This window comes from Achromobacter veterisilvae, assembly GCF_900496975.1.
Taxonomy (GTDB): domain Bacteria; phylum Pseudomonadota; class Gammaproteobacteria; order Burkholderiales; family Burkholderiaceae_B; genus Achromobacter; species Achromobacter veterisilvae.
In genome coordinates this window covers 37,716-62,538 of record NZ_UFQC01000026.1, presented here as the reverse complement: position 1 = coordinate 62,538, position 24,823 = coordinate 37,716, and the positions used below count along the sequence as shown (strand labels likewise).

General features: G+C 68.2%; 26 protein-coding genes and 3 pseudogenes. 1 reads left to right on the top strand and 28 read right to left on the bottom strand.

All coding sequences use genetic code 11. The features are described 5' to 3' along the window. The first annotated feature begins 112 nt into the window (after window positions 1-112). Window positions 113-1,150: a class II fructose-bisphosphate aldolase gene (gene fba, locus AVE30378_RS21885; RefSeq protein WP_129243217.1), complete on the top strand. Its 1,038-nt coding sequence runs from the start codon at window positions 113-115 to the stop codon at window positions 1,148-1,150. Window positions 1,151-1,660: 510 nt separating this feature from the next. Here fba and AVE30378_RS21880 read toward each other — a convergent pair. From AVE30378_RS21880 to AVE30378_RS33135, 28 genes and pseudogenes are all read right to left on the bottom strand, one after another. After that, window positions 1,661-3,001 carry a sensor histidine kinase gene (locus AVE30378_RS21880; protein WP_129243216.1) on the bottom strand — a complete coding sequence of 447 codons (1,341 nt, stop codon included), beginning with the start codon at window positions 2,999-3,001 and terminating at the stop codon, window positions 1,661-1,663. After that, a complete protein-coding gene (locus AVE30378_RS21875; protein ID WP_129243214.1) occupies window positions 3,002-4,459 on the bottom strand; it encodes a nickel-dependent hydrogenase large subunit in 1,458 nt (485 codons plus the stop codon). Then, window positions 4,456-5,457: an NADH-quinone oxidoreductase subunit B family protein gene (locus tag AVE30378_RS21870; RefSeq protein WP_208742420.1), complete on the bottom strand. Its 1,002-nt coding sequence runs from the start codon at window positions 5,455-5,457 to the stop codon at window positions 4,456-4,458. Before AVE30378_RS21870 ends, AVE30378_RS21875 begins: the two co-directional genes overlap by 4 nt. A 1-nt stretch (window position 5,458) precedes the next feature. Continuing rightward, window positions 5,459-6,913 (bottom strand): sigma-54-dependent transcriptional regulator, encoded by a 1,455-nt coding sequence (locus AVE30378_RS21865; protein WP_129243276.1) that lies wholly within the window; start codon window positions 6,911-6,913, stop codon window positions 5,459-5,461. A gap of 206 nt (window positions 6,914-7,119) precedes the next feature. Beyond that, window positions 7,120-7,299: pseudogene (locus AVE30378_RS21860) on the bottom strand (response regulator); the annotation flags it as partial. Next, complete coding sequence (locus AVE30378_RS21855) at window positions 7,296-9,053, bottom strand: enoyl-CoA hydratase-related protein (RefSeq protein ID WP_129243212.1); 1,758 nt, start codon at window positions 9,051-9,053, stop codon at window positions 7,296-7,298. The gene AVE30378_RS21855 and the pseudogene AVE30378_RS21860, both read right to left, overlap by 4 nt. Beyond that, the gene (locus tag AVE30378_RS21850; RefSeq protein ID WP_129243211.1) at window positions 9,050-9,490 is read right to left on the bottom strand and encodes a hypothetical protein; all 441 of its coding nucleotides are present in this window, start codon (window positions 9,488-9,490) and stop codon (window positions 9,050-9,052) included. The genes AVE30378_RS21855 and AVE30378_RS21850 overlap by 4 nt, the downstream gene beginning before the upstream one ends. 111 nt (window positions 9,491-9,601) lie before the next feature. Next, a complete protein-coding gene (hypE, locus tag AVE30378_RS21845) occupies window positions 9,602-10,678 on the bottom strand; it encodes a hydrogenase expression/formation protein HypE (RefSeq protein WP_129243208.1) in 1,077 nt (358 codons plus the stop codon). Next, window positions 10,675-11,814: a hydrogenase formation protein HypD gene (hypD, locus tag AVE30378_RS21840; RefSeq protein ID WP_129243206.1), complete on the bottom strand. Its 1,140-nt coding sequence runs from the start codon at window positions 11,812-11,814 to the stop codon at window positions 10,675-10,677. The genes hypE and hypD overlap by 4 nt, the downstream gene beginning before the upstream one ends. Beyond that, window positions 11,811-12,053 (bottom strand): HypC/HybG/HupF family hydrogenase formation chaperone, encoded by a 243-nt coding sequence (locus tag AVE30378_RS21835; protein ID WP_129243204.1) that lies wholly within the window; start codon window positions 12,051-12,053, stop codon window positions 11,811-11,813. The genes hypD and AVE30378_RS21835 overlap by 4 nt, the downstream gene beginning before the upstream one ends. After that, complete coding sequence (locus AVE30378_RS21830) at window positions 12,044-13,219, bottom strand: Kae1-like domain-containing protein (protein WP_129243202.1); 1,176 nt, start codon at window positions 13,217-13,219, stop codon at window positions 12,044-12,046. Before AVE30378_RS21830 ends, AVE30378_RS21835 begins: the two co-directional genes overlap by 10 nt. Before the next feature lie 7 nt (window positions 13,220-13,226). After that, the gene (gene hypB, locus AVE30378_RS21825) at window positions 13,227-14,183 is read right to left on the bottom strand and encodes a hydrogenase nickel incorporation protein HypB (protein ID WP_129243200.1); all 957 of its coding nucleotides are present in this window, start codon (window positions 14,181-14,183) and stop codon (window positions 13,227-13,229) included. A 26-nt stretch (window positions 14,184-14,209) separates the two neighbouring features. After that, window positions 14,210-14,557, bottom strand: a complete 348-nt coding sequence (locus AVE30378_RS21820; RefSeq protein ID WP_129243198.1) for a hydrogenase maturation nickel metallochaperone HypA/HybF — start codon at window positions 14,555-14,557, stop codon at window positions 14,210-14,212. Then, window positions 14,550-15,707: a hydrogenase formation protein gene (locus AVE30378_RS21815; RefSeq protein ID WP_129243196.1), complete on the bottom strand. Its 1,158-nt coding sequence runs from the start codon at window positions 15,705-15,707 to the stop codon at window positions 14,550-14,552. The genes AVE30378_RS21820 and AVE30378_RS21815 overlap by 8 nt, the downstream gene beginning before the upstream one ends. Further along, the gene (hybE, locus tag AVE30378_RS21810) at window positions 15,704-16,177 is read right to left on the bottom strand and encodes a [NiFe]-hydrogenase assembly chaperone HybE (protein ID WP_129243193.1); all 474 of its coding nucleotides are present in this window, start codon (window positions 16,175-16,177) and stop codon (window positions 15,704-15,706) included. Before hybE ends, AVE30378_RS21815 begins: the two co-directional genes overlap by 4 nt. Then, window positions 16,174-16,401 carry a rubredoxin gene (locus AVE30378_RS21805; protein ID WP_129243191.1) on the bottom strand — a complete coding sequence of 76 codons (228 nt, stop codon included), beginning with the start codon at window positions 16,399-16,401 and terminating at the stop codon, window positions 16,174-16,176. Before AVE30378_RS21805 ends, hybE begins: the two co-directional genes overlap by 4 nt. Further along, a complete protein-coding gene (locus AVE30378_RS21800) occupies window positions 16,391-17,284 on the bottom strand; it encodes a hydrogenase expression/formation protein (RefSeq protein ID WP_129243189.1) in 894 nt (297 codons plus the stop codon). Before AVE30378_RS21800 ends, AVE30378_RS21805 begins: the two co-directional genes overlap by 11 nt. A gap of 20 nt (window positions 17,285-17,304) precedes the next feature. Then, a complete protein-coding gene (locus tag AVE30378_RS21795) occupies window positions 17,305-17,808 on the bottom strand; it encodes a thioredoxin domain-containing protein (protein ID WP_129243187.1) in 504 nt (167 codons plus the stop codon). Between the two features lie 19 nt (window positions 17,809-17,827). Then, window positions 17,828-18,130 (bottom strand): HypC/HybG/HupF family hydrogenase formation chaperone, encoded by a 303-nt coding sequence (locus AVE30378_RS21790; RefSeq protein ID WP_129243185.1) that lies wholly within the window; start codon window positions 18,128-18,130, stop codon window positions 17,828-17,830. A 1-nt stretch (window position 18,131) separates the two neighbouring features. Beyond that, window positions 18,132-18,797 (bottom strand): HyaD/HybD family hydrogenase maturation endopeptidase, encoded by a 666-nt coding sequence (locus AVE30378_RS21785; protein WP_129243184.1) that lies wholly within the window; start codon window positions 18,795-18,797, stop codon window positions 18,132-18,134. A gap of 17 nt (window positions 18,798-18,814) precedes the next feature. Continuing rightward, window positions 18,815-19,144, bottom strand: coding sequence for a HigA family addiction module antitoxin (locus AVE30378_RS21780; protein WP_208742419.1), 330 nt, complete (start codon window positions 19,142-19,144; stop codon window positions 18,815-18,817). A 2-nt stretch (window positions 19,145-19,146) separates the two neighbouring features. Beyond that, window positions 19,147-19,893: a Ni/Fe-hydrogenase, b-type cytochrome subunit gene (gene cybH / locus AVE30378_RS21775; RefSeq protein ID WP_129243182.1), complete on the bottom strand. Its 747-nt coding sequence runs from the start codon at window positions 19,891-19,893 to the stop codon at window positions 19,147-19,149. A gap of 34 nt (window positions 19,894-19,927) precedes the next feature. Further along, window positions 19,928-20,539, bottom strand: coding sequence for a HupE/UreJ family protein (locus tag AVE30378_RS21770; protein WP_129243180.1), 612 nt, complete (start codon window positions 20,537-20,539; stop codon window positions 19,928-19,930). A gap of 36 nt (window positions 20,540-20,575) precedes the next feature. After that, window positions 20,576-22,435: a nickel-dependent hydrogenase large subunit gene (locus tag AVE30378_RS21765; RefSeq protein ID WP_129243178.1), complete on the bottom strand. Its 1,860-nt coding sequence runs from the start codon at window positions 22,433-22,435 to the stop codon at window positions 20,576-20,578. A gap of 20 nt (window positions 22,436-22,455) precedes the next feature. Further along, the gene (locus tag AVE30378_RS21760; RefSeq protein WP_129243176.1) at window positions 22,456-23,553 is read right to left on the bottom strand and encodes a hydrogenase small subunit; all 1,098 of its coding nucleotides are present in this window, start codon (window positions 23,551-23,553) and stop codon (window positions 22,456-22,458) included. A gap of 768 nt (window positions 23,554-24,321) precedes the next feature. Continuing rightward, window positions 24,322-24,426, bottom strand: a pseudogene (locus AVE30378_RS21755) (multicopper oxidase domain-containing protein); the annotation flags it as partial. Window positions 24,427-24,430: 4 nt separating this feature from the next. Next, a pseudogene (locus AVE30378_RS33140) lies at window positions 24,431-24,565 on the bottom strand (IS3 family transposase); the annotation flags it as partial. Window positions 24,566-24,582: 17 nt separating this feature from the next. Next, window positions 24,583-24,798: a transposase gene (locus AVE30378_RS33135; RefSeq protein WP_129243174.1), complete on the bottom strand. Its 216-nt coding sequence runs from the start codon at window positions 24,796-24,798 to the stop codon at window positions 24,583-24,585. Between the last annotated feature and the right edge of the window lie 25 nt (window positions 24,799-24,823).

Genomic DNA, 24,823 nt, shown 5'->3' with positions numbered 1-24,823 from the left:
TCCACGCTCCGCCGCTGCGCGGGTCGCTGCCTCCCGAGGGGGCTGAGCCGGCCTTGGGGCGGCCCGGCGGCCGGCTCGCTGATTCCATTTTCATTTCAACCAGGAGTTTTTCATGGCGCTCGTTTCCCTTCGCCAGGTGCTGGACCACGCGGCCGAACACGGCTACGGCGTGCCCGCCTTCAACGTCAACAACCTCGAACAGATCCTGGCCATCATGGAGGCCGCGCAGGAGACCGACAGCCCGGTGATCCTGCAGGCCTCGGCCGGCGCGCGCAAGTACGCGGGTGAGGCCTACCTGCGCCACATGGTGCTGGCGGCGGTGGAAGCCCACCCGGACCTGCCCGTGGTGCTGCACCAGGACCACGGCGCCACGCCGGCCGTGTGCATGCAGTCCATCCGCTCGGGCTTCACCAGCGTGATGATGGACGGCTCGCTGCGCGAAGACGGCAAGACGCCCGCCACCTACGACTACAACCTCGCGGTGACGCGCCGCGTCTGCGAGCTCGCGCACGCCGTCGGTGTGTCGGTGGAAGGTGAACTCGGCTGCCTCGGTTCGCTGGAGACCGGCGAGGCCGGCGAAGAAGACGGCGTGGGCGCGGCCGGCAAGCTCACGCACGACATGATGCTCACCGACCCCGGGCAGGCCGAGGACTTCGTGCGCCGAACCGGCGTGGACGCCTTGGCCATCGCCATCGGCACCAGCCACGGCGCCTACAAGTTCACGCGCCAGCCCACCGGCGACATCCTGGCCATCGACCGCATCGCCGCCATCCACGCCCGTGTGCCCAACACCCACCTGGTGATGCACGGCAGCTCCAGCGTGCCGCAGGAGTGGCTGGCCATCATCCGCGAGCACGGCGGCGACATCAAGGAAACCTACGGCGTGCCGGTGGAAGAGATCCGGCGCGGCATCCAGAACGGCGTGCGCAAGGTCAACATCGACACCGACATCCGCTTGGCCATGACCGGCGCCATGCGCCAGACCTTCGCGAAAGAGCGCAGCGAGTTCGACCCGCGCAAGGCGCTGCTGGCGGCCAAGAAGGCGGCGCGCGGCGTGTGCCGCGAGCGCTTCGAAGCCTTCGGCAGCGCGGGCCAGGCTGGGAAGATAAAGCCCGTGCCGCTGGACACCATGGCCGCCGCATACGCCTAGGCCTGTCGCCCTATGACGGGGGAACGGGTAGCGGCGCTACACTGAAGCGCACCATGCGCCGCTTCACCATCACTATCGACGACGAACTCGACGACGCGTTCGAGGCGCACGTGTGCGCGCCTACGCCAACCGCTCGGAGTCGGAGCGCGATCTGATGCGCCAGGAGATGAACCGGCAGCAGGTGCAGCCGCTGCTGCTCGACACCTGCGTGGTCGTGCTGTCCTGCATGTACGTGCCGCAGGAGCGCCGCCTCGCAGTGCACCTGATCGAATAGCAGCAACAGCACGCGCATCTAGCCGACAACTGCACCGCGGCGAAGGCCAACGATGCGCTGCGGCTGGAGGTACAACTGCTGCGCGGCCGGGTGTCGGACGTGAGTTCGTACGCCTGGTCGGTCATCAGCATGGCGGATGTGCAACATGGGGGGGCGTGCAGTTCCGTGTGGTGAAAGACGCGATGCGCGACAGCGGCTTCCTGCCGGCGTCGGCGCGGCCACCGGATTGATGCGGCTCAGGCCAGCGGCAGTTCCAGTACGAACTCCGCGCCACCACCTTCGGCGTTGCGCGCGCTCAGCCGGCCGCCGTGCTGTTCGACGATGCCGTAGCTGATCGACAGGCCCAGGCCGGTGCCCTTGCCCACCGGCTTGGTGGTGAAGAAGGGGTCGAAGATGCGCAGCAGATGCTCGGGCGGAATGCCCGGGCCGTTGTCGCGCAACACCACGCGCACCATGCCGTCGGCGTGGCCCACCGTTACCCAGATGTGTGGCGCCTCGTTCTGACCCACGGCGTCGAAGCCGTTCTGCAGCAGGTTCATCATCACCTGCTGTAGCTGGCCGGCGCTACCCATCACCGTGAGGGGGGGACCCGTTTCCCATTGCACATCCACCGGCGCGGAGCGGCCCTTCTGCACCCAGTGGATCGCGCGCTCGATCACCTCCGGCAGGTTGACAGGCTTGCGCTCTTCGGAATCCATGGCCGAGAAGCGCTTGAGGCCGTGCACGATGTCGGCCGTGCGCTGCGCGCCTTCGAGCGTGCCCTCGATCAGCGAGGGCAAGTCGGCCAGCAGGTGCTCGATGCGCAGCTTGCGGCGCATCTCGGCCAGCACGGCCTTGGGTTCGTGCGCGTGTATCGCGGCCAGGTAGGTCCGCAGGCGGTCGCTATACTTGCTGAGCGCGTGCACGTTGCCCAGCACGAAGCTGATCGGGTTGTTGAGCTCGTGTGCCACGCCGGCCACCAGCTGGCCCAGCGAGGCCAGCTTTTCCGAGTGCAGAAGCTGCTGCTGCGTGCGCTTGAGCGCTTCGTGGGCGGCGCGCATCTCGTGGTACGCGCGCTTGAGTTCAGCCGTGGGCCGGCCCACCCACACTGTGCCCACGCGTCGGCCCCGCTCGCCGATGCGCGGCGTGCAGTTGGCATCCACCGACACGGCCTGTCCCGCGCGGTCCAGCAGGTTGAGTTCGAAGCCCTCGCCGGCGCGCGGCGCGTCGGCCTTCTCCATGGCGGCGCGCGCCAGCTCCTGGCTCTGCGCATCTGCCAGCAGGGCATACAGCGGCGTGCCGCGCAGTTGCTCCTCGGGCCGGCCAGCCAACTCGCACAGCGCGGCGTTGGCCTGTTCGATCACGCCGTTCGCGTCGCAGACCACCAGCACGTCCGACATCGAAGTGAGCACGCTGAAGATGAACTGCTGCGACGACTCCAGCTCGGCGTTCTTCTTCTCGAGTTCGACCTCGTCGTCGATCAGGCGCGTGTACACCTCGTCCATCTTTTGGATCACGTCCACCCAGGTGGACTCGTCCACCCCCTCCATCGGCAGGTTGGGCCAGGGACTCTTCGCGCGCGTTTTTTTGTTGGTCATCTAGTGCACCGTGCAGACCATGCAGGGATCGAAAGAGCGCACGATGTGCTGCACAGCCACCGGTGTTTTCTCGCCCTCGCGCACAGGCGCATCCACCAGCGCCTGCTCAAGCGCGCCGGGTATGCCGGTGGCGTCGCGCGGAGAAAAATTCCAGCTCGTGGGCGCGACGATCTGGTAGTTGGCGATGCGCCCGCGCCGCACCACCACCCAGTGGCCCAGGCTACCGCGCGCGGCCTCCGACAGGCCCATGCCGCTGCCCTCGTCGGGCAAGTCCGAGGGCACGCAGAACGGCTCGGTGGGGCGCAGCGCGCGCAGCCAGTCTTCCATCATCGGCACCACGCGCGCGAGCTCGAGCGCGCGCGCTAGCACTCGGGTGTAGACGTTGCCGCCATGCCGCGCCACCGCGTCGCGCACCAGTGGGTGGCCGGCCGCGAGCTGGCGCGCGATCGCGCCGGTCTCCACCACCTCACCCGCCAAGCGCGGCGCCTTGTTCCAGGTGTAGCCGCGCGCCTTGCCGGGGTCGGGCTTCGTCTGGCCTACCAGCGGGTGCAGCGGGCCGGCGCTGTCAGCCAGCCAGGTGTGCGTGGCGTCCTCGGTGATGGCGGCAGCGTCCACGGCGTCCAACCGCGCGGCGTCGGCACGCCACACGCCGCCGGGCAGCGCGAAACCGCCCCCGGGCTGGGCGTAGGCGCCGTAACTCAGGTAACGCCCTGGGCCCGGGCCCAGGGTCTGCAGTTGCAGGTCGCGCACCAGCGTGAGGAAGAAGCGCAGGTCGCCGCCCAGCGGGTCCTGCGCGTGCCAGTCCCACAGCGCGTCTTCGCGGGCGATGGCGGTGACGGCTTCCAGCGGCGCCGCGAACAGATTGCGCTCCAGGAAGGCGCGGAACTCGCGCACGCGCGAGAGCAGGCGCACGCGCTCGGCCGCGTCAATGGGGCGCGTGGAGCCGCCCGGCTCGATGGACTGCGTGTGCGGCCACTTGCCGCCCAGCGTGCCCAGCAGCGTGAGCCAGCGCTGCCGCGCCGCTGTGGCCGCGCGCACCTGCCCGCCGTGGTTCGGCGCGAAGCGGCGCACCGCCTCGGCGTGCCAGGCGCGGGCCGCATACACCGGGCGTGTGAAGTCCGGCATGAAGAACAAGTAGAAATGCGTGAGGTGGTCGGCTAGGTTCTCGGTTGCCAGGATCACGTTGCTCGCGTGCTGGCCGTTGGCCGGCATGGCGATGCCGCCGAGCGCGGCCAGCGCGCGCGCCGAGGCCACCGACTGCGACACTGAGCAGATGCCGCAGATGCGCGGCACGTAGATCAGCGCGTCGTGCGGCGCCTTGCCCTGCAGGATCTGCTCGAAGCCGCGGTACATGGTGGCGTTGACCTGAGCCGAGGCCACGCGGTCGCCCAGCACGTCGAGCTGGACTTCGAGATCGCCCTCGACGCGGTTGAAAGGGCCGACGAGCAGGCGCGTCATTTCAGTCTTGTCTTGCGAATGGCTGGCGTCACCACCAGGTGGTCGGCCACGGCGTTGTGTTTCACGCGCTTGGGCGTGGCGCTCTTGGAGAGCGAGGCCAGCGCGACGAACCAGGCCTTGGGCATGTCGGTGGGCAGGCCGATCGGGATGCCGGCGAGCTTGGGCGTCTGGTGGAAGGGGTGGCCCGGCTCCTGGAAGCCGGGCTCGGTACAGGCGATGCAGGCGTAACCGCCGCGTGTGCACGAGCCCTCGCCGTTCCACAGCCGCGTGTTGCAGTCGGCGTGCACCTGCGTGCCCTTGCAGCCCATGTGCTCCATCATGCAGCCCAGGTCCGACGGCTTCTCCGCGCTGGCCTTGAACTCGTAGTACTCGTTACGTGTGCAGCCGTGGTGCACCAGCTGGTCGGCGTAGAAGCGCGGGCGGTTCAGCGGGTCGAGGTCGCTGGCGGTGAAGCCGTCGGCGGCCAGCGCCATCAGCGTATCGATCACCCAGCTCGGGTGGGTGGGGCAGCCCGCAATGTTGATCACCGGCAGGCCGCTGGACGAGCGGAAGGCTGCACCCAGCAGGCCGCCGGCTTCGTCGTCCTCGTACTGCAGGCCGCAAGCGTCGGTGGGGTTGTCGCCACCGGCCGTGATGCCGCCCCAGGCCGCACAGCTGCCCACGGCCACCACGTGTTTCGCGCACGCGCTCAGGCGTTTGACCCACTCGATCATGGGCAGCTGCGTGCCGGCCAGCATGTGGAAGCGCCCGGTGCCGTGGGGCCCGCGCAGCAGCGAGCCTTCGACACACAGCGCATCCAGCCGCGTGCGGCCGTCGAGCACGGCGTCCAGCAGCTCCAGCAGCTCATCGCCGGTTTCCATCGAGAGCGAGGGGTGCCACAGCAGGTTCACGCCCGCGTCGCGCAGGTGGCCCTGGAAGTCGGTCGTGTCGGCGCACAGCAGCGACATGCTGCAGCCGCCGCACCCGCCACTCTGGAGCCAAAGGACGTTCAGAGCCATGTCACTTCTCCAATCCCAGGCGCAGCATCTTGCCGCGCAGGCCCACGCGGGAGAGGCCCAGTTCCTGCGCCACGCGGGTCTTGTTCCAGCGGTGCCGCTGCAGCGTCTCGCGCAGCACCATGGCCTCGATCACGTCCAGCCGCTCGGCCAGAGTGCCGCTGGTGGGCAGGGCTGCCTGCAGGTCGTCACCGCCCTGCCCGTGGCCCTGCAGCACGCGCGCCGAGAAGGCGGCAGCTTCGAGCGCGCTACCGTCCTGCAGCGCGAGAGCGCGCGCGATCTCGTTGCGCAGTTCGCGGATGTTGCCGGGCCAGGGGTAGGCCAGCAGGCAGGCCAGCGTCGCGTCGGGCAGGGTGGCGCCGGGGTGGCCGAGTTCGTGCGCTACGTCCTGCAGCAGCTGGCGCGCGATGGGTGCGATGTCGGCCGCGCGCTCGCGCAGCGGCGGCACGGTGATGCTCACGCCCGCCAGGCGGTAGTACAGGTCTTCGCGGAACAGGCCTTCGCGCACGCGCTGCTCCAGGTCGCGGTGGGTGGCGGCGATCACGCGTACGTCCACCGGTACCGGGCGCGCGCCACCGACGGGCCGCACCTCGCCTTCCTGCAGCACGCGCAGCAGCCGCACCTGGAAGGCGGGCGAGGTTTCGCCGATCTCGTCAAGGAACACGGTGCCGCTGTGCGCGCGCTGGAACAGGCCGGGGTGGTCTTCGTAGGCGCCGGTGAAGGCGCCGCGCTTGTGGCCGAACAGCTCGGACTCAATCAGCGTGTCAGGAATGGCCGCGCAGTTCTCCACCACGAAAGGTCCGGCCAGGCGCGGCGAGGCGTAGTGGATCGCGCGCGCCAGCAGCTCCTTGCCGGTGCCTGTTTCGCCGAGCACCAGCACCGGGATGTCGTAACGCGCTACGCGCTGCGCCATGGCGCAGACCGCGTCCAGCGGGCTGCCGGGGGCGCGCACGATGCGATCGAAGTCGAAGCTGGCGCGCGCCCGGTCGATCTGGGTGGCGGTGCGCTGGCGCAGCACGCCGGTGCTGGTGCGCAGTTCCAGGTCGAGTCGGCTGGTCTGGCGCTGCAGGGCCTGCGCCTCGACCGCGTTGCGCACCGAGTCCAGCAGGTGATCGGGTGCCCAGGGCTTAACGATGTACTGGTAGATGCCGGCCTCATTGATGCCGGCGATGATGTCTTCGCTGTCGGTGTAGCCCGAGATCATGATGCGCACCGCGTTGGGCCAGCGCTCGCGCACTTCTTTGAGGAAGCTCACGCCGGTCATGCCGGGCATGCGCTGGTCGCACAGGATCACGCTCACCGGATGGCGCTGCAGCAGGCCGCGAGCCTCGTCGGCGCTGCTGGCGGTGAGAACGGTGAAGTCCTCTTCCAGCGTGCGGCGTATCGCGTCCTGCGAGCGCACCTCGTCGTCCACCACCAGCACGGTGGGCAGGTCGTTGTTGGGGAAAGGCGCGTTCATCGGTGCACGGCAAGATGGCACCGCGTCCAGGAGTGCAGCCATTTGTGCAAGAAATGGTAGCGCGCCACGTGGTAGCTGGGGTCGAAGCCGTAGAAATTGCGATGCATGCGCACGAGTTCTGTTCGCGGTGGTGGGTCAGCGGGGGACGGTGTTTGTCGCGCTCGCGGGTGGCCTGTTTGGCCGACAGCCTCTGCGGGAAATTGTAGCATGCGCTGGTCGCACAGGATCACGCTCATCAGCTGGCGCTGCAGCAGGCCGCGCGCCTCGTCGGCGCCGCTGGCGGTGAGTACGGTGAAGTCCTCTTCCAGCGTGCGGCGCATCGCGTCCTGCGAGCGCACCTCGTCATCGACCACCAGCACGGTGGGCACGCGCAGGCGGGCGTTCATCGCGCAGCAACCTCGCGGTGCACGGCCAGATGACGCGGCGTCCAGGCATGCGGCAGCTTGTGCACGAAGTGGTGGCGCGCGACGTGGTAGCTGGGGTCGAAACCGTAGAAATTGCGGTGCATGCGGGACAGTTCTTCCTTGCGGTAATCGGCGAGCGGTCGTTCGGCTTCGTGGGCCGCGCGCTCGATCTGCTTGCGCATGACGCGATCGCGCAGATTGTACGACGCGGCCAGCAGCCGGGCTTCCTGCACCGCCGCATCGAGGGCATCGCCGGCCGGCACGTCGAGGCAGCGGTCGACGAAGCCGATGCGCAATGCCTCGGGTGCGGACAGCGGCAGCCGGCTCTGCATCAGCGCACGCGCGCCGTCGGCGCCAAGCCGGCGCGGCGCCAGATAGGTCCAGTACTCGGAGCCGTACAGATTGCCCATGTTCTTGTAGTGCGGGTTCAGCATGACGCCGCGCTGCGCCCACACCTCGTCCGCCGCCAGCGCGAGGAAGGCGCCGCCGGCACCGGCGTTGCCGCGCAGCAGCGACACAGTGAGGCTGTCGGTGGTGGTGATGATTTCCAGCACGACGTCGTTCATCGCGTTGATGTTGCGCCACGATTCGTCAGCCGCACTGCCGCCGTCGCGATGCGCCGCCGCCTCGATGCAGTTGAGATCGATGCCATTGCTGAAGAAACCGTCGCCACCGGCAATCAGCAGCAGCTGCGTGTCGCGCCGCTTCACCTCGACCAGCGCGTCGCGCAGGCGCTGGCATTGCGCGGTGGACATCGCGCCATTGTAGAAGTCGAAACTCAGCACGCCGACGCGGGCGCCCTGCTCGCCGTGCTCGGTGTAGCGCAGCTCGCCCCACTCATCAGCCGCCCGCGTGAGCGGCGCGGCGCGCTCGGGCAGCGCCGCCGCCTCCGCCGCAAAGGCCTGCGTCGCCGGCAGCTTGATCGGCGACGCGGCATCGCCGAGCGCGACCGACACGCGCCCTATCCAGACACCGCCATCGACGGTCCGGCGCAGCAGCGCGCCGTCGCGCTGCGCCAGCACATCGCCCGGCGCGCCACCGAAACCGGCCAGCGCCTCCAGCGTCGCCGGGTGCGCGTCGAACAGCCGGCAGGGCTGGCCGAACAGTGCATCGACCACGCCGGGCTGGCCGTCGGACGCGCGTATCTTCGCCAGCACCGTTGTGCTGTCGTCGCGCGACCAGTCGATGGCGCGACGCGACTGCGGCAGCACACCGCGCCAACCGTCGGCGGCGGGCGCACTTTTCTGCGGCGCGTCGCCGGCAGTGAAGCGGGCGAGCGCCTGCAGCGTCGCCGCGACGGCCGCCTCGGTCACCTCGCGCCGGTAGATCGCGCCCTTCGACGCCGCACGCAGCGGGAAGGTGGCGGCCCCCCATACCGGGCCGGCGTCGAAATCGCCATCCGCCTGCAGCACGGTGACGCCCCATTCGCGCTGCCCATCGACGATGGCCCAGTCGAGCGCGGCTGGACCGCGGTCGCCCGGCGGCCCCGGATGCACGACGAAACAGGGCAGGGCGCGCCACACCGACTCCGGGATGCGCCGCTTCTGGAAGGGCGCCAGGACGAAGTCAGGCCGGAACAGCGCCACGGCCTCTTCGGTGACTTGGTCGTTGATGTCCAGCTCCACGCTCACCCGGTGGCCGCGCGCGCGCAACTCGGCGAACAGCCGTTGCGTGAGGCTGTTGAAGCTGTGGCACAGCAGCAGGATGCGCAGACCGGGGACCGGGGTGGTGCTCATGGCGGTGGCCGAAGCCCTTGCAGTGCGTTCGCGGCGAGCTTGCGGCCCAGGTAAGTGGCCAGGCGCGCCTGGATGTCGTCCAGCGCCGCGTTGAACGCGGCCACCGTGCGTGCGTCGCGCAAAGGCCGCACCACGCTGGCGGTGTCGGGGCTGAAGTAGGGCGTCAGCCGTGTATGCGCTTGACGGCAGAACGCCGCGAGCATGTCCAGAGAGACGGGTTGTTCGGACGGAACCGGCACGAGCTCGATCAGGCCCAGCGTGAGCAGGGCCTCCAAATGGTCTCGCAGCTGGGGCACGCCGCGCGCGGCCAGCATGGCGAGGCTGTCGCTGCCATTGACCATGATCAACACCGAGCGCATGGCTGCCGGGACGCGGTCCGAGCGCTGCTTGATCTCGGCACGGCCTCGGGCGGTTTTTCTAAAAATGGGCGACGACATCAGAGGCCTCTGTCTGAGCGAAATGCCTTCTTGCAGAGACACCGAGGGTCCGGCTCCGCCGGCCCCAGGTGTCGCCCCCTCGGGGGAGGCACCGAAGGCGACGCAGGGGGGTCAACATATCCGTGGCAGCTGTTCGCCGCTGAGCCAGTCCACCACGCGCCGGCCACCGAAGCGCGTGGCCATCTGCACGAAGTGGTGCGGGTCGGTGGTGACCTCGCCGATGCGCGCGGCCTCGGCGCCCAGCGGGTGCGCGCGCATGGCGGCGAGCACGGCCTCGGCCGCCTCGGGCGCACACACCGCGACCAGTTTGCCTTCGTTGGCCACGTACAGCGGGTCCAGCCCCAGCAGTTCGCAGGCCGCATCGACTTGGGGCTTGACCGGAATCGCTGCCTCGTCGAGCAGCATGCCGACAGCAGACTGGCGGGCGATTTCGTTCAGCGTGGTGGCCAGCCCGCCGCGGGTCGGGTCACGCAGCGTGCGGATCGCCGGACAGGCGACGAGCATGTCGGCGACCAGGCCGTTCAGCGCCGCGGTGTCCGACACGATGGTCGTTTCGAACTCCAGCGATTCGCGCTGCGACAGCACCGCCACGCCGTGATCGCCCACGGTGCCCGACAGCAGGATGACGTCGCCCGGCCGCGCGTTCGCGCCCGACACGTCGATACCGTGCGGTACGACGCCGACACCGGTGGTGCTGATGAACACGCCGTCCCCCTTGCCCTGCTCCACCACCTTGGTGTCGCCGGTGACCACCGCGACGCCGGCTTCGCGCGCCGCCGCCGCCATCGACTGCACGATGCGCTTCAGGTCGGCCAGCGGAAAGCCCTCTTCTAGGATGAAACTGGCGGACAAGTAGAGCGGCGTCGCACCCATCATCGCCACGTCGTTCACCGTGCCGTGCACGCTGAGCGCACCGATGTCGCCGCCGGGGAAGAACAGCGGCGAAATGACGTGCGCGTCGGTCGCCATCACCAGGCGGCTGCCCTGCGGAATGGCGACCGACGCGCCGTCGTTGCCCTGGCGCAGGAAGGGATTGTCGAAGGCGGCGAGGAAGATTTCCTCGATCAGTTGCGCGGCGGCGCGACCGCCGGCGCCGTGGCCCATGTCGATGCGGCCGTTGCGGATGTCCAGCGGCCGGACATAGCCGGCGCGCACGGTGCCGCCCTTGCTGTCGTCTCTCGCGTTCATGCTGTCACCACCGGAATGTCCTTGAATCGGCCGTACGCGTAATGCGCCGCGCACGCCCCCTCGCTCGACACCATGCAGGAGCCGACCGGGTTTTCCGGCGTGCACACGGTGCCGAAAATCTTGCAGTCGGTCGGCTTCTTGACGCCGCGCAGAATCGCGCCGCACTCGCAGGCCTTGTTGTCGGCCACCGGCCGGTAGCCGACATCGAAGCGGCGCTCGGCGTCGAACTCGGCGAAGGCCGGCCGTATCTTCAGCGCGCTGTACGGCACTTCGCCCAGGCCGCGCCATTCGAAGCTTGGCCGCAGCTCGAACACCTCCGACACCTTCTGCTGCGCGGCGAGGTTGCCGTCACGGTCGACCGCGCGGGTGAATTCGTTCTCGACGTGAGCGCGGCCCTCATTCACCTGACGCACCAGCATCAGGATGGCCTGCATCACGTCCAGCGGCTCGAAGCCGGCGATCACGACCGGCTTGCGGTATTCCTCGGCGAAATGCTCGTAGGGCGCGGCGCCGATGACGATGCTCACGTGCGCCGGACCGATGAAGCCATCGATCGGCACCGTGCCGTACTGACGTACTTCCGGTGATTCCAGGATGTGGGTGATGGCCGACGGGGTTAGCACGTGGCAGCACAGCACGCTGAAATTCTTCAGCCCCTCGCGCTGCGCGCGCAGGATGGCGAGCGCGGTCGGCGGCGTCGTCGTTTCGAAGCCGATGGCGAAGAACACCACCTGACGCTCCGGGTTGTCGCGGGCGACGGTCAGCGCGTCGGCCGCCGAATACACCATGCGGACGTCGCCGCCACGCGCCTTCGCTTTGGTCAGCGACAGGCTGTCGGAGGCCGGCACGCGCATCGTGTCGCCATAGGTGCAGACGATCACGTCGTGTTCAAGCGCCAGCTTGATCGCCATGTCGACGCGGCCGATCGGCAGTACGCAAACCGGACAGCCCGGGCCGTGGATCATGCGCACATTGGCCGGCAGCAGTTCGCTCACGCCGTAGCGCGAAATGGCGTGCGTGTGGCCACCGCAGAACTCCATGAAGCTGTAGGTGCGTGCCGGGTCGGCCTCGGCCGCGATGCGCGCTCCGATCTGTTTGGCGATGTCGCCGTCGCGGAATTCGTCGATGTATTTCATGGAAGCACGTCCGCCCCCACATTCATGGCCGCCATCTCGGCGAACAGCGCCAACGTGCGCTCCGCCTCTTCGGGGTCGATGGTGCCGATGGCGTGGCCCACGTGCACGATCACGTAGTCGCCGACCTTCACGTCGGCCACCAGAGCAATGGAGATCTCCTTGCGGATGCCGCCGAGGTCGACCACGGCCTGGTCGTCGGGCCGCAGCTCCACCAGCCGCGCGGGGATGGCTAGGCACATGGTTTGGTTTCCTTTTCGTGGGGGATGTTTTCAGAGGCCATGGTCTCGATCTGTCGCGCGGCCACCCAGGCCTGGCCGAGCGCCAGGCCCGCGTCGCCACAACCCTTCGTGCGGGGCAGGTGCACGCGCAGGCCGGCGCCTTGCAGGCTCTCGGTCACGCGTTCGCGCAATACACGGTTGAAGAAGCAGCCGCCGCCCAGGCACACATAGTCCGTGCCGTGGTCGCGCGCGGCCTGCGTGGCCCAGTGCGCAAGCGCATCGGCCAGCGCAAGGTGAAAACCCGCCGCCGCCGCGTCCACGCGATCGGGGTCCACACTGAGCAGCGCGGCGAACAGGCCGCGCACATCAAGCCGGTGCTGCCCATCGGCCAAGGTGTCGGTGAGCACCTCGGCCTGGGTGGCGGGCAAGGGCTCTTGCGCCGGCTGTTGCGCCAGCCATCGGCTGGCGGCCGCTTCGAGCGCGATGGCGGCCTCGGCCTCTTCGGTTTGGCGCACGCTCAGGCCCAGCGCGGCGGCGGCGGCGTCGAACCAGCGCCCGGCGCTGCTGGTGGGTGGGCAGTTCAGGCCGCGTTCCAGCATCTGCTGCACGCCGCGCGCCGTGGCCTCGCCCACCACCGGCGCAAAGCGCGGCACGGTTTGAGCGCCCCGGTCCAGCGCGTGTAGGGCGCTGGCGGCCATCCGCCAGGGTTCTCGCGCGGCGCGGTCGCCACCGGGCAGGGCCAGCGGGTGCAGGTGGCCCAGGCGCCGGAACCGCGCGCCGTCCACGAGCAACAGTTCGCCGCCCCAGGCCGCGCCGTCATCGCCCAGGCCCACGCCATCGAGCGCGAGGCCGATCACCGGGCCGTCAAGGCCGTGCTCGGCGACCACTGCAGCGATGTGCGCGTGGTGGTGCTGCACGCCGATGGCGGGCACGCCCAGCGTTTCGGCGATGTCCATGGCCAGGCGGCTGCTGAAGAAATCGGGATGCAGGTCGTGCGCCACCGCCCGCACCGGCCCATGTTGCTGCAACAGCGCGCGGGCCGAGGCTTCGAGCGCGGCGCAGGCGGCCGGGTCGCTCAGGTCGCCATGCACCGCCGACCAGTGAGCCCGGCCCTGTGCATCAAGCAGGCACGCGGCGTTTTTCAGCCAGGCACCGCAGGCCAGCACGTTGGGCGGGAGGGGGGCCATGTCGGTTTCAGTGCGCGGTGGCGCTGCCCAGGGCTTCCCGTGCTTGCGCGAGCTCGGCTTCGAGTTGGCGCACGCGCTCGCGCAAGGCGGCCTCGGCGTTGGGTTCGCCGTGCGGGTGGTAGTGATCGTGGCCGATGCGGTGGTCCAGCCAGTGCAGCCAGGCGTCCATGCCCTCGCCAGTGGTGGCCGAGAGCTGGATCACCTCGATGCCCGGGTTCACCCGCCGCGCAAGCTCGATGCAGCGCGCCACGTCGAAGCGCACGTGCGGCAGCAGGTCGATCTTGTTGAGCACCATCAGCGAGGCGGCGGCGAACATGTCGGGGTACTTCAGTGGCTTGTCTTCGCCCTCGGTCACCGAGAGGATGGCCACCTTCGCGGCCTCGCCCAGGTCCCACACGGCGGGGCACACCAGGTTGCCCACGTTCTCGATGAAGAGTAGGCTGTGCGTGCCGTGGTCACCTTGATGATGGTGGTCGTGCCCATGGTCGTGATCGTGGCCATCGTGCGAGTGCAGCCGCGCAAAAGCCTCGGCCACCATGGGCGCGTCGAGGTGGCAGCCCTTGCCGGTGTTGACCTGGATCGCGGGCGCGCCCGTGGCGCGGATGCGGTCGGCGTCAAAGCTGGTCTGCTGGTCGCCCTCGATCACCGCCACGTGCAGGCCGGGCGCGTGCGCCTTGAGCGCTTCGATGGTGGCGCACAGCAGCGTGGTCTTGCCCGAGCCCGGGCTGGAGACCAGGTTGAGCGCGGTCACGCCGTGGGCCTGGAAGTGCGCGCGGTTGTGCGCGGCCACGCGGTTGTTGGCGCCGAGGATGTCGGTCTCCAGCTTGATGGCGCGCGCCTGGCTCATGCCGGGCACCGAAACGCGCGCCGCACCGGCACCGAAGTGCAGGTCGCCGCTGGCGGAGTTCACCTGCACGGCCTCGGGCGTGGCGGGGTGGTCACTGCATCCACATACGACACACATGGTCGGCCTCCTGTTCTCGTGGGGTTTCAATCATCGGCCACTTGCATGTCCAGCACGCGCAATTCAGCGCCGCCGGTCGGTTGCAAATGGAAGCAGCCGCAGGCCGGGCAGGCGTCGCCGCGCTGCGCCAGGGCCACGGTCTGCGAGCAGCCCAGGCACCAGGCCTGGCCCAGGGGTTCCTCGATCTGGATCGCCGCGCCGTCCAGCAGCGTGCCCGGGGCGAGCGCCTCCAGCGCGAAGCGCAGCGCGCGCACGTCCACGCCCGCGAGCTGGCCAGCCTCGAGCCGCAGCGCAAGCAGGCGCTGAAAGCCTTCGCGCGCGGCCGTGTCTTCCACCAGCTGGAGCACGCCACCGGCCAGGCTGGCTTCATGCATGGCTGGCCTCCTGCAGCGCCGGGCGCGCGGGGGAGCCCAGGCGTTCGATGGTGAAGGGCACACAGGGGTCGAACGCGGCTACCAGCAGGTTTACGCGCCGGGTGATCTCCCACTCGGGCATTTCGGGGTCAAGCAGCGCCAGGCGCTGCGCCACCTCGCCTTGCGGGTGGAAGTTCCACTCGGTGGGTGCCACCACGCGGCAGGCCAGCACGCGCTGCGTCCCTGGGTCGACCTCGACCTGGTGCACCAGCAGGCCGCGCGCCATCTCCATCCAGGCCAGGCCGCGCCGGGGGCCGGGGGCCACGGCGCCCCAGTCCAGGCAGGCGTCATCGCTGTCGAGCGCGAGGCGCGCCAACTCGACGATGCGCGTGCCCAGCAGCGCCCAGGGCGTGAGCGGCACGCCGTCGGCCACGGCACCGAGGCGGCTCCAGGGGCCGGTGTGGGCGCAGGCGCCGTGCCACAGCGGGCGCAGCGCGAACGCGGGCTTGTGCGCGAGCGTGGCGCCCAGCGTGCAAAGGCTGGGCGGGTGGCCGTGCGGGCGCAGCGCGGTGTCGGTCGTGAGTGGGGCGAAGGCGTCGGCGCTGTGGGCGCGGCGCAGCAGCAGGGGCAACCACTGCCCGTGGCGCTGGCCCCAGGTGTCGAGCCATTCGGTGCCGCCGGCCTGCCAGGCCGCGAGCCAGTCGGCGGCGGGCCTGTGCAGCAGCGCGTGTTGCAGCCAGTCGCGCAGCGCGGGCCAGGGGTCGGTGTCGTTCTGCGCGGGCCAGGGGCAACTGCGCAGCGCGGTGGCGGCCTGCGCCGCCACGGGCGCATCACCCGGCGCGAGCAGGCGCGGCCAGTCCAGGCCGATGCGGCGGATGTGCTCCGCCGCCGTCTCGCGGCGCAGGCGCTCGGCCACGGCATCGGGCGGCGGCTGCAGGCCAGGTGCGGCCGCACCGATGGCGAGCTGGCTGCACAGGCGGTGAGCGTGGCTGCACAGGTTGAACAAGCTGGCCATGAGCCCGGGCAGCCGCGCCGCCGGCACGCCGTGGCCCATGCGCGCGGCCCAGTCCTGGCGCGTGCTCTGCAGGTTGTGCGGCGGCGGCGCGCCCGGCGTGAAGCGCAGCGCACCCGCCAGCTGGGGCAGGCTTGCGAGGGAGACGGGGTTCGTCACGCACGGCCTCCTAGAAAGAAGGCGCGGCGGGAGGGCACTGGTGGCGGGGTCCCTTGCGGCGCGGGCCGGGTGAGCGCCAGGCCCTGGCGCGCGGTCTCGCGCGCCAGGGCCTGCGTGGCGAACTCGCCCATGGGTGAGAACAGCGCGCAGGTCTCGTGGTAGCCGATGGCCGGGTCGTGCGCGCCGATGAAGTCGAAACGCTCGCTGCCGAAATCGCGCACAAAGCTGCGGCCCACCCGACCGTGGTGCGGCAGGGCCAACGCGGGCAGGCGCACCAGGCTCATGAACCAGGGCGTGATGAGCACGCCTTCGGCCACCGGATCATCGCCCTCGGTGGTGCTCCATTCAAAACCAATGGCCTCCACGCGCAGCGCGGCGTTGAGCAGCGGAATGCCCTGCATGCGCTCGGCTTGCACGCGCTCGAAGTAAGCGACCAGGGCCTGCACGCGGGGTTCCAGAAGAGGCTTCATGGCAGCAGAAGGAACTGATCGGGCTCGCAATCGCAATTCGGGCAGCGCCAGTGCGAGGGCAGGTCGGCGAAGGGCGTGCCGGCGGGGATCTGCCACTGCGGGTCCCCCACGGCGGGGTCGTAGACCCACCAGCAGATCTTGCATTCCAGGCGCGAGTCTGGCCGCAGCACCTCGCGTTTGCCGAGGTAGGAACCTTCGAAACCCTCGAAGTGTTCACTGCTCATGTCGCCTCCAGCCAGGCAGCCAGGCCATCACTTCGCGCAGGCGCTCGTGCGAATCGCTCAGGTCTTCGGGCGCGGCCATCGCCACCTCGGGCATGTCCACCACCTCCACCGTGTTGAGGATCACCTTGTCCATGGAGTTGTAGTACACCACGCGCCAGCAGTTCGGCAAGCGCGTGTTGGAGATGCGGCAGTTGCCATACCCGCGCGAGAGCATGAGCACGCGGCCGGTGCCGAGCTGGTGGTCCAGGAAGCCGATGTCTTCGGGCGTGACGGGCAGCAGCGTGAGGTTGACCACGTGCGAGACTTGGCCAGGCTGCCAGCGCACCACCTGGTCGCGGATCTCGTCCACCAGCAGCGGCGCGTTCTGCACGTTAGGCGGCAGCGGGCCGTTCCACACAGGCCAGGTGGCCCACACGTCATCGGCGGCGGTGGCGGCGAACAGCGAAGGCACCGGGCCGACCTCGATCGAGTCGTCCACCAGCACGGCGTCGCGGCCTTCTTCATGACGCCAAGTCATGAGGCGCCACACACCGGCGAACACCGACTCCTGCACGCGCACCTCGAGGTTGTCCGCGCCCAGCTGCACGATCGCACTGGACTCGCCCTCGCCCAGCACCTGGTTGAGGACGCGGAAATCGCGCGGCGCCAGCGCGCCCAGCGGCACCATGCCCGGGGCACCACCCTCGGCACCGCACTCGAGCAGGGCCAGCACCTGCTGCAGCGCGTGGCGCGCCTGGTCCAGGCCCACCAGATCTTCGGGCTCGGGCAGCACCGGCGGGCGATAGGTGCTCATGTCCTTGGGCAAGGGCAGGTAGTCGAGCGACTCGTCTCCGGGTTGCGTGCCCGGACCCAGGGCCACGAGCGGAATGGGGAAGTTTTTCATCGGGTGAGTCCTTGAGGGGTTCAGTGGCAGCCACCGGTTGCGCCGGAAGAAGCAACCGTCTTGCTCACGACCGGAATGCCGACGGTGGGGGGGCGCGAAGGCGGCATGCGCAGCGCGGCGTCCACGCCTTGCAGGTACGCGTCCCAGTCCTGCATGCCGGCGATGGCGGTGACGTATTGGCCGCCGCGGAAGAACAACAGCGAAGGCCAGCGCTGCGAGCCGTAGCGGCGCGCCACCGCGTCCTCGCTCTCGCGCGGCACGGCGGCCACCGCGAAGCGGCCAGGGAACACCTTCATCAGCTCGGGCAGCACGGCGGCCACGTCCTGGCCCTCTGGAAAACGCACAGCGTCGCCGGCCAGCAGCAGCACGCGGTCGCCGGGCTGCGCGGCCCAGTCGGCCACGCTGGTTTCGTCCACGAGCGCGGCGCCGAAGTCGCGCACCAGGCGCATCACCAGCGGCGCGGCGGGGTCGGTACTGGGCGGGGTGACGGCCAGCGGACGCAAGGGTGTGTCGGTGGTGGTCATGAAATGTCTCCTGAAGCATTCAACCGTGGGCGAGCTGGCGCAATTGCTCGGCACTCATGCGCGAGGGCAGCTCGAAGCCTGCCTCGCCGTCGGCGCCCTGGCCCTGCATGGCGTCCAGCACGAGATCGAGCGCAGCGTTGACCTCGCTGGCGCGCTCGGCGTCGATGCGCTCGCGCGCGTCGCCCAGAAACACCAGCAGCCAGTCGCCGGGCGCCACTTCGCCCACCAGCGCGGTGGTGACGCGGCGGCGCTCGCCGCGCCCTTCGCACAGCGCATGGCCGGGCTCGACGGCGGTGACCTGCATGGGCATGCCGATGCACATGTCAGGCGCCCTGCCGAAAGAAGCGCTCATCGCCCTGGCGGCAGGCCGCGTCGGGCGCAGGGCGCTGGGTCTCGTAGGCGGCGAGCGCGAGCTCGTCCATGGTCACCGTCTCGCGACCGCTCAGGGGTTCGCGGCGCGGTGTAGGTTGGCCGCCCCAGCGCGCGATCTCGGCCACGGCCAGCGCCAGGGCCTCGTCCATCGCGGCCTTCACTACCGGGCGCAGGCTGCCGCCGTAGTCCTCGAGCTCCTGCGGCTGACAGCCGATCAGCAGCACTTGCGCTGGGTACTGGCCGGTGAGCTGCGCGAGCGAGAGCACTTCCTGGAAACCGGTCTGGTGCAGGCTCATCTTTTTCGCGCCAAGAAAACGCGGCACCTCGTCGTCGCGCACCAGCTTCAGCGTGCCGGGGGCCAGGCCGTAGTCGATCGCGTCGAAGATCAGCAGGCGGTCGGCCTCCTGCACGTGCTGGATCAAATAGAGGCCCTGCGTGCCCCCATCCACCAACGACACGTGCGGCGCGAACTGATGGCGCTGCTGGAGGGCTTCGACGCAGCGCACGCCGAAGCCCTCGTCGGCCCACAGCAGGTTGCCGATGCCGAGCACGCAGATGGAGGAAGGTGGGGGGTCACCGCTGGGGTGACAGGCGGTTTTGGGCGAAGTGGGACACATGCGGGAACTCCAGGCAATTAGTGGGGAAAGGAGGCGGCCGCGCGCAAGCGCTTCCAGGCGTGGGAGCTGTCCCAGGCGGCTTGCTGCGCGAGCCAGAAGCCCGCGTCCACGTGGAACACGCGCGCGCAGCGGATCGCGGTGTCGGGCGACATCGCGCGCTGGCCGTGCACCAGCTCGTGCAGCCGGCAGCGCGAGAGGCCCAACAACCGCGCGGCCTCGCTCTGGTTGAGCGAGAGCGGCTGTAGGCAGGTGCGCGCCAGCAACCGCCCCGGATGCGTGGGTACGCGCAGCGGCACGCCCACCGGCGGCAGGGCCGGGGCGAGCTTGAGGGCGGTTGCGCGGCGCATGCTCACTCTTTGAACGTGCGGTGGCCAGAAATCATCGTGGACACGATGCTTTGGCGGCCCATGATGTCTTCGCGGATCGCGGCGTATACGTGCAGAGTGATGAAGATTACCATCGCCCACATGCCCATGCGGTGCCAGGTGTGCACGTCCTGGCTCTGGCCGAACAGCGGGATCACCCAGCCGAACAGACGCTCCTGCCACGAGCCCATCTGAGAGCCCTCGCCGTACAGCGCGAAGCCGGTGATGATCATGAACAGCGAGATCATCAGGTATCCCGCGAACATGGCGAAGCGCGCCAGCGGGTTGTGGCCCACGTAGCGGCCTGGCCGATCCGACAGGAAGGCGTACCAGCGCAGCATGATCAGCACCTCGCGCCAGTAGGCCTTCTGGAACACCGGCACCCAGAATAGCTCGCGCGAGTGGTGGTTGCCCACCAGCGCCCAGTAGGCGCGGCCCAGCAGGCCGACCGCCATGATGTAACCGGCCGCGAAGTGCGCGAAGCGGATGTAGCCCATTAGGTAGTGGGCGCTGGCCTCGCCGGGCATCGTCGGCAGTGGCCTGCCAATGAAATAGCCGGTGAGGCACAGCACGAGGATGGCCCCCACGTTGATCCAGTGCCAGACGCGCACCGGCGCCTCGTACACGTAGACCGACTTGGTGACTTGGCCGTGCTGCACGGCGCTGTCGTCGACGCCGGTGACGTCGGCCAGGCGATGCTGCGCCAGTTCTTGCGTGGACAGGGTGGACATGCTTTGCTCCTTTGCGGTGCGCTCGGGCACGGGTTCAGGCGGCCAGCTGGCCGAACAGATAGACCCCGGCCACCCCGAGCGCGGCGCCCAGGCCGCCCAGGGCGATGCCGCAGCGCCCGGCCAGCCAGCGCCGTATGGCCAGGCCGATGCAGACGCCGCCGACGTGCAGCACGGCGGTGGTGAGCAGGAAGCCGACGGCGTAGCCCGCGAAGCCCGATTCGGGCGTTTCGGAGCCGTGGGCCAGGCCGTGCAGCGAGGCTGCCGCGACGATCAGGCCCAGGCCGATGTCCGGGGGCATGGAGCGGCGCGCCACCAAGAGCATGGCGCCGAACAGCATGACTGAGAGGGAGACGCCGTGCTCCAGGTAGGGCACGGTCACGCCGAGCATGCCCAGCGTGGCGCTGAAGACCAGAGCGAACATGAAGGTGGCCGGCCCCTGCCAGGCCTTGTGGGACGGCAGGACCGAGACGGACCAGATGCCCACGGCCACCATGGCCAGCAGGTGGTCAGGACCGAAGGGGTGGACCAGGCCTTCCATCAGGCTGCTGGTGCCATGGCCGGGGTGTGCGTGGGCGGCGGTGGCCAGGCCACCCAGCAGGGCCAGGGCGGCGAAGCGGCGGGCGCGACGTTGTATCGTGTGGTTCATCGGGGGATTCTCGTTTTTTCTCGTTTGTGGAGTGGATCAGCGCACGGCCACGCGCGCCATCTCGCGGCCTTCCTCGCTCATCACGTGGGTCGAGCAGGCTAGGCAGGGGTCGAAGCTGTGCAGCGTGCGCAGGATCTCCAGCGGTTGCTCGGGGTTGACCATGGGCGTGTTCATCAGCGAGGCCTCGAAGGCGCCGATCTGGCCCTTGTGGTCGCGTGGCGAGCCGTTCCAGGTGGTGGGCACCACGCACTGGTAGTTCTCGATCTTGCCGTCCTTGATGCGGATCCAATGGCCCAGCATGCCGCGCGGCGCGGCTACCGTGCCCACGCCCTTGGCCTCCTTCGGCCAGGTCCTTGGGTCCCACTTCTCGATGTTGGCCGTGCTGGTGTCGCCGGCCTTGATGTTGCCGACGAGCTGCTTAAAATCGTCCATCATCAGTTCGGCGGCGTACTGGCTCTCCAGCGCGCGCGCAAGCGTTCGGCCAATGGTGGTGGGCAGCAGCTGCTTGGCGCTGTACTTCGTCTCGGGCATGCCCAGCGCTTTCGGAATCGTGCTGTTGATCGCCGCCGCGGCCGCGTCCACCTGCTGCTTCACGCGCTGGCAGAACTTGTTGCCCTGCGTGGCGTGCGCATAACCCAGGATGTAGCGCGAGAGCGGGCCCACCTCCACAGCGTGGCCACGCCAGCGCGGCGATTTGATCCACGAGTACTTGGCCAACTCGTCGAGGTTCTCGATCTTGGTGCGCGTGCCCTTGAAGTTCGGGCCCTCGGGCGTGTAATTGGCCTCGGTCACGCCGTCCCAGGGGTGCAGGCCTTTGTTCTCGTCGTCGTACTTATACCAGCTGTGCGTCACGAACTCCTGCACCTGCTCGGGATCTCGTGGATCGATCTCCAGGATCTTGTTCCAGTCTCCATCCAGGATCACGCCACCGGGCAGCTGATTCGTGCTGTGGTCGTATGGCACTTTCTCGTAGGAGCCATAGTCGGCCACGTTGGTGGCCGACAGGCCACCGCCATAGAGCCACCCGGCCTCTTTGTAGATGGTGCCGATGGCAAGCACGTCCGGCACGTATACGTTGTTGTTGAAGTCAATCATTTCCTGGATGCGGGCCTGAACGAAGTTCAGGCGCTCCATGTTGATCGGCGCACCGGCCGCACCGTCGCCGTCGATGTTGATCGCGCAGGGCACACCGCCTACCAGGTAATTGGGGTGAGGGTTCTTGCCACCAAAGATGGTGTGCACCTTGACCCACTCCTTTTGCAGGTCGAGCGCTTCCAGATAGTGGGTGACAGCCATCAGGTTCGCCTCAGGCGGCAGCACATAGGCTTTGGAGCCCCAGTAGCCATTGGCAAACGGTCCCAACTGACCGCTTTCAACAAAACGCTTCAGGCGGATCTGCACGTCGCGGAAGTAGCCTGGCGAAGACAACGGGTGCGAGGGCGAGACCATCTGCTGCAGCTCGCTGGTCTTCTTGGAGTCGGCGTTCAGCGCCGAGACCACGTCCACCCAGTCGAGCGCGTGCAGGTGGTAGAAGTGCACCGCGTGGTCGTGCACCTGCAGCGTCTTGGCCATCATCTCGCGGATCAAATGGGCATTGAGCGGAATGCGGATGCCCAGCGCATCCTCCACCGCGCGCACCGAAGCGAGCGCGTGGCAACCCGTGCAGACGCCACAGATGCGCTCCACGAAGGCCCAGGCGTCGCGCGGGTCGCGGCCTTTGAGGATCACCTCCAGGCCACGCCACATGGTGCCGGTGGAGACGGCATTGCGGATCACGTTGTTGCTGTCGAGGTTGACCTCGCAGCGCATGTGGCCCTCGATGCGCGTCACCGGGTCGACGACGATGCGCCGGCCGGTGTTGTCCATGCGAAAGCCTTGAGTTTCGTAAGCACCCATGTTCTTGTTCCTCGGTCGTGTCAGTGGTTGGCGGGTGTCTTCTCGCCAGCATTGGGGTTGCGCGCGTTGTCGCGGGCGCGCTTGGCCACCGAGATGGCGGCGTGCGCCGCCACGGCCGCCCCCACCACGCCGGCGGCGGTACCACCGATCTGGTCGGCATTGGCCTCGATGCCGAAGGCGTGGATGTCGGTCAGGCGGTCGTAGAACGAGCCCTTGTCCCAGAAGCCGTCTTCGGAGCACCCAATGCAACCATGGCCAGCCTTGATCGGGAAGCTCGTTCCCTCGTTCCACTGCACGGTGGAGCAGGCATTGTAGGTGGTCGGACCTTTGCAGCCGACCTTGTAGAGGCAGTAGCCTTTGCGCGCAGACTCGTCGTCCCAGGCTTCGACAAACTGTCCGGCGTCGAAGTGCGGCCGGCGGTAACACTTGTCGTGGATGCGCTGGCTGTAGAACATCTTGGGGCGGCCCTGGCGGTCCAGCTCGGGCACGCGGTCGAAGGTGAGCATGTAGGTAATCACGCCCGTCATCACTTCGGGGATGGGCGGGCAGCCCGGCACCTTGATGATGGGTTTGTCGGTGATCACCTTGTGGATCGGCGTGGCCTGCGTCGGGTTCGGCTTGGCCGCCTGCACACATCCCCACGACGCGCACGAGCCCCAGGCGATGATGGCCTTGGCGTCTTTCGCCACATGCTTGAGCTTTTCGACGAAGGGTTTGCCCGATTGGATGCAAAACATGCCATCTTCGTTCAACGGTGGGTTGCCTTCCACGGCGAGGATGTATTGGCCTTTGTATTTCGTCATGATCTCTTCAAGGATCGCCTCGGCCTGGTGGCCGGCGGCGGCCATGAGGGTGTCGTCGTAGTCCAGCGAGATCATGGACAGCACCACGTCTTTGGCCAGCGGGTGCGCGCTGCGGATGAAGCTCTCGGTGCAGCAGGTGCACTCCAGACCGTGCAACCACAGCACTGGCGTGCGGGGCTTGTTCTCCATGGCGTGCGCGATCTGCGACACGAAAGACGGCGCCAGGCCCAGCGAGGTGGCCGTGAGCGAGCAGTATTTGAGAAAGCTGCGGCGCGAAATGCCTTTGCGGCGCATGACCTCGTAGAAGGTTTCCATGACGGGTTGTCTCCGGTGTCTTGTTGTGGGCGAGGGATAACACGCTGATTTGCTAGCCGCGTCTCAGTCCGCTCAATGGCTGATCATAGCAAGTTGTGTGCCAGACCGGCCCATAACCGGGAATACCCTAGGGGATGTGTTTAAGTGGTTGTTTTCAAAGGGAGGAAATGCGTGCCGTGATTGATCTGGAGCAAAGCCAATCGTTGAAATGAAAGAGATTCTTTCGATTAATCAATCAATATGAAATGTAATGTTCCGCATGGTCGACGGCACAACTTCACGCCACGTACCTCCTACACTGGCCGCCGCGGATTTTCCGCGGATAAAACAATTGGAGCGGTTTTTGAAAAAACGTTGATCGTTGCCGCCGTTGTCATCAATCTCGTTGGCCTGCACCCCTGCGCCACCGTCACAGTATGGGCGACGCCAATCAGGACGCAGTAGCCAAGACGTTTGCCGCGCCAAAGGACAAGCGGCTGTGTAGATCTATCGCAATGAGTCGATGGACGCGGCGGTGAAGATGGATGTCGAACTCGACGGTAAACCGCAGGGGCAGACCGCTATAACGACGCTCCTCTGCAAGGAAGTCGCGTCTGGCAAGTGCGTTGTTGTCTTTCACTGAAAACTGACCCAAAGGGGGGGCGTCCGCCCCCACCCACTTTAAAGCAATGCAAGTCCTGCCGGATGGGCTTCATTGGCCCTAAACACTAAGATTCCGACACTCCCGGCGCAGCAGCCAGTTGTCGATATCTTCGTTCTCGGCGTCCGTCTTACTTCGCGGAACATGCCCATCTCCATGTCGTACAGGAGGTGGCAGTGGTACGCCCAGCGCCCGAGAGCATCAGCCGTAACCCGATAACTGCGTTTGGAGCCCGACGTACCGATAGCAGGCTTGGCTGACCTTAAACGCTTCGCAGGCTAGCCGGATCGATACGCCGAGATCTTGCACGGCACATCGGGCCATCTCACGGCGGCGACATGGCCTCACCACTTTTTCGAGCGCCTCCGTCACGATCTCAGCCTTGAGCCTCACCTCGACGTACATCTAGTGCCGCCGCGCGGTCTTGGCCCCCTCCTTCTTCGCACCATCGGCGACACGTCCATGCCTCCGTACTGGGAACGCGACTTGTAGAAGGTTGCCGAGCTGATGCCCAACTTGCAACACAGTTCAGGCTGCGCAAGGCCAGTTTCCACGCGATTGGTAACTTCGATGATCTGGCTGTCTGTGGATCTTGACTTCTTCATGCTGGAGAACTCCTCAATGAGAAAA

What these genes read in the sequence shown, in the direction of transcription:
- hypB (WP_129243200.1), bottom strand. Translation starts at nt 14,183, where the DNA reads ATGTGTGTCGTATGTGGATGCAGTGACCACCCCGCCACGCCCGAGGCC.
- AVE30378_RS21875 (WP_129243214.1), bottom strand. Translation starts at nt 4,459, where the DNA reads ATGACGCGCCTGCTCGTCGGCCCTTTCAACCGCGTCGAGGGCGATCTC.
- AVE30378_RS21850 (WP_129243211.1), bottom strand. Translation starts at nt 9,490, where the DNA reads ATGTCGTCGCCCATTTTTAGAAAAACCGCCCGAGGCCGTGCCGAGATC.
- AVE30378_RS21785 (WP_129243184.1), bottom strand. Translation starts at nt 18,797, where the DNA reads ATGTGTCCCACTTCGCCCAAAACCGCCTGTCACCCCAGCGGTGACCCC.
- cybH (WP_129243182.1), bottom strand. Translation starts at nt 19,893, where the DNA reads ATGTCCACCCTGTCCACGCAAGAACTGGCGCAGCATCGCCTGGCCGAC.
- AVE30378_RS21805 (WP_129243191.1), bottom strand. Translation starts at nt 16,401, where the DNA reads ATGAGCAGTGAACACTTCGAGGGTTTCGAAGGTTCCTACCTCGGCAAA.
- AVE30378_RS21795 (WP_129243187.1), bottom strand. Translation starts at nt 17,808, where the DNA reads ATGACCACCACCGACACACCCTTGCGTCCGCTGGCCGTCACCCCGCCC.
- AVE30378_RS21765 (WP_129243178.1), bottom strand. Translation starts at nt 22,435, where the DNA reads ATGGGTGCTTACGAAACTCAAGGCTTTCGCATGGACAACACCGGCCGG.
- AVE30378_RS21830 (WP_129243202.1), bottom strand. Translation starts at nt 13,219, where the DNA reads ATGGCCCCCCTCCCGCCCAACGTGCTGGCCTGCGGTGCCTGGCTGAAA.
- AVE30378_RS21880 (WP_129243216.1), bottom strand. Translation starts at nt 3,001, where the DNA reads ATGACCAACAAAAAAACGCGCGCGAAGAGTCCCTGGCCCAACCTGCCG.
- AVE30378_RS21790 (WP_129243185.1), bottom strand. Translation starts at nt 18,130, where the DNA reads ATGTGCATCGGCATGCCCATGCAGGTCACCGCCGTCGAGCCCGGCCAT.
- fba (WP_129243217.1), top strand. Translation starts at nt 113, where the DNA reads ATGGCGCTCGTTTCCCTTCGCCAGGTGCTGGACCACGCGGCCGAACAC.
- AVE30378_RS21760 (WP_129243176.1), bottom strand. Translation starts at nt 23,553, where the DNA reads ATGGAAACCTTCTACGAGGTCATGCGCCGCAAAGGCATTTCGCGCCGC.
- hypE (WP_129243208.1), bottom strand. Translation starts at nt 10,678, where the DNA reads ATGAACGCGAGAGACGACAGCAAGGGCGGCACCGTGCGCGCCGGCTAT.
- hybE (WP_129243193.1), bottom strand. Translation starts at nt 16,177, where the DNA reads ATGAAGCCTCTTCTGGAACCCCGCGTGCAGGCCCTGGTCGCTTACTTC.
- AVE30378_RS21820 (WP_129243198.1), bottom strand. Translation starts at nt 14,557, where the DNA reads ATGCATGAAGCCAGCCTGGCCGGTGGCGTGCTCCAGCTGGTGGAAGAC.
- AVE30378_RS33135 (WP_129243174.1), bottom strand. Translation starts at nt 24,798, where the DNA reads ATGAAGAAGTCAAGATCCACAGACAGCCAGATCATCGAAGTTACCAAT.
- AVE30378_RS21865 (WP_129243276.1), bottom strand. Translation starts at nt 6,913, where the DNA reads ATGAACGCGCCTTTCCCCAACAACGACCTGCCCACCGTGCTGGTGGTG.
- AVE30378_RS21855 (WP_129243212.1), bottom strand. Translation starts at nt 9,053, where the DNA reads ATGAGCACCACCCCGGTCCCCGGTCTGCGCATCCTGCTGCTGTGCCAC.
- AVE30378_RS21780 (WP_208742419.1), bottom strand. Translation starts at nt 19,144, where the DNA reads ATGCGCCGCGCAACCGCCCTCAAGCTCGCCCCGGCCCTGCCGCCGGTG.
- AVE30378_RS21870 (WP_208742420.1), bottom strand. Translation starts at nt 5,457, where the DNA reads ATGGCTCTGAACGTCCTTTGGCTCCAGAGTGGCGGGTGCGGCGGCTGC.
- hypD (WP_129243206.1), bottom strand. Translation starts at nt 11,814, where the DNA reads ATGAAATACATCGACGAATTCCGCGACGGCGACATCGCCAAACAGATC.
- AVE30378_RS21800 (WP_129243189.1), bottom strand. Translation starts at nt 17,284, where the DNA reads ATGAAAAACTTCCCCATTCCGCTCGTGGCCCTGGGTCCGGGCACGCAA.
- AVE30378_RS21835 (WP_129243204.1), bottom strand. Translation starts at nt 12,053, where the DNA reads ATGTGCCTAGCCATCCCCGCGCGGCTGGTGGAGCTGCGGCCCGACGAC.
- AVE30378_RS21770 (WP_129243180.1), bottom strand. Translation starts at nt 20,539, where the DNA reads ATGAACCACACGATACAACGTCGCGCCCGCCGCTTCGCCGCCCTGGCC.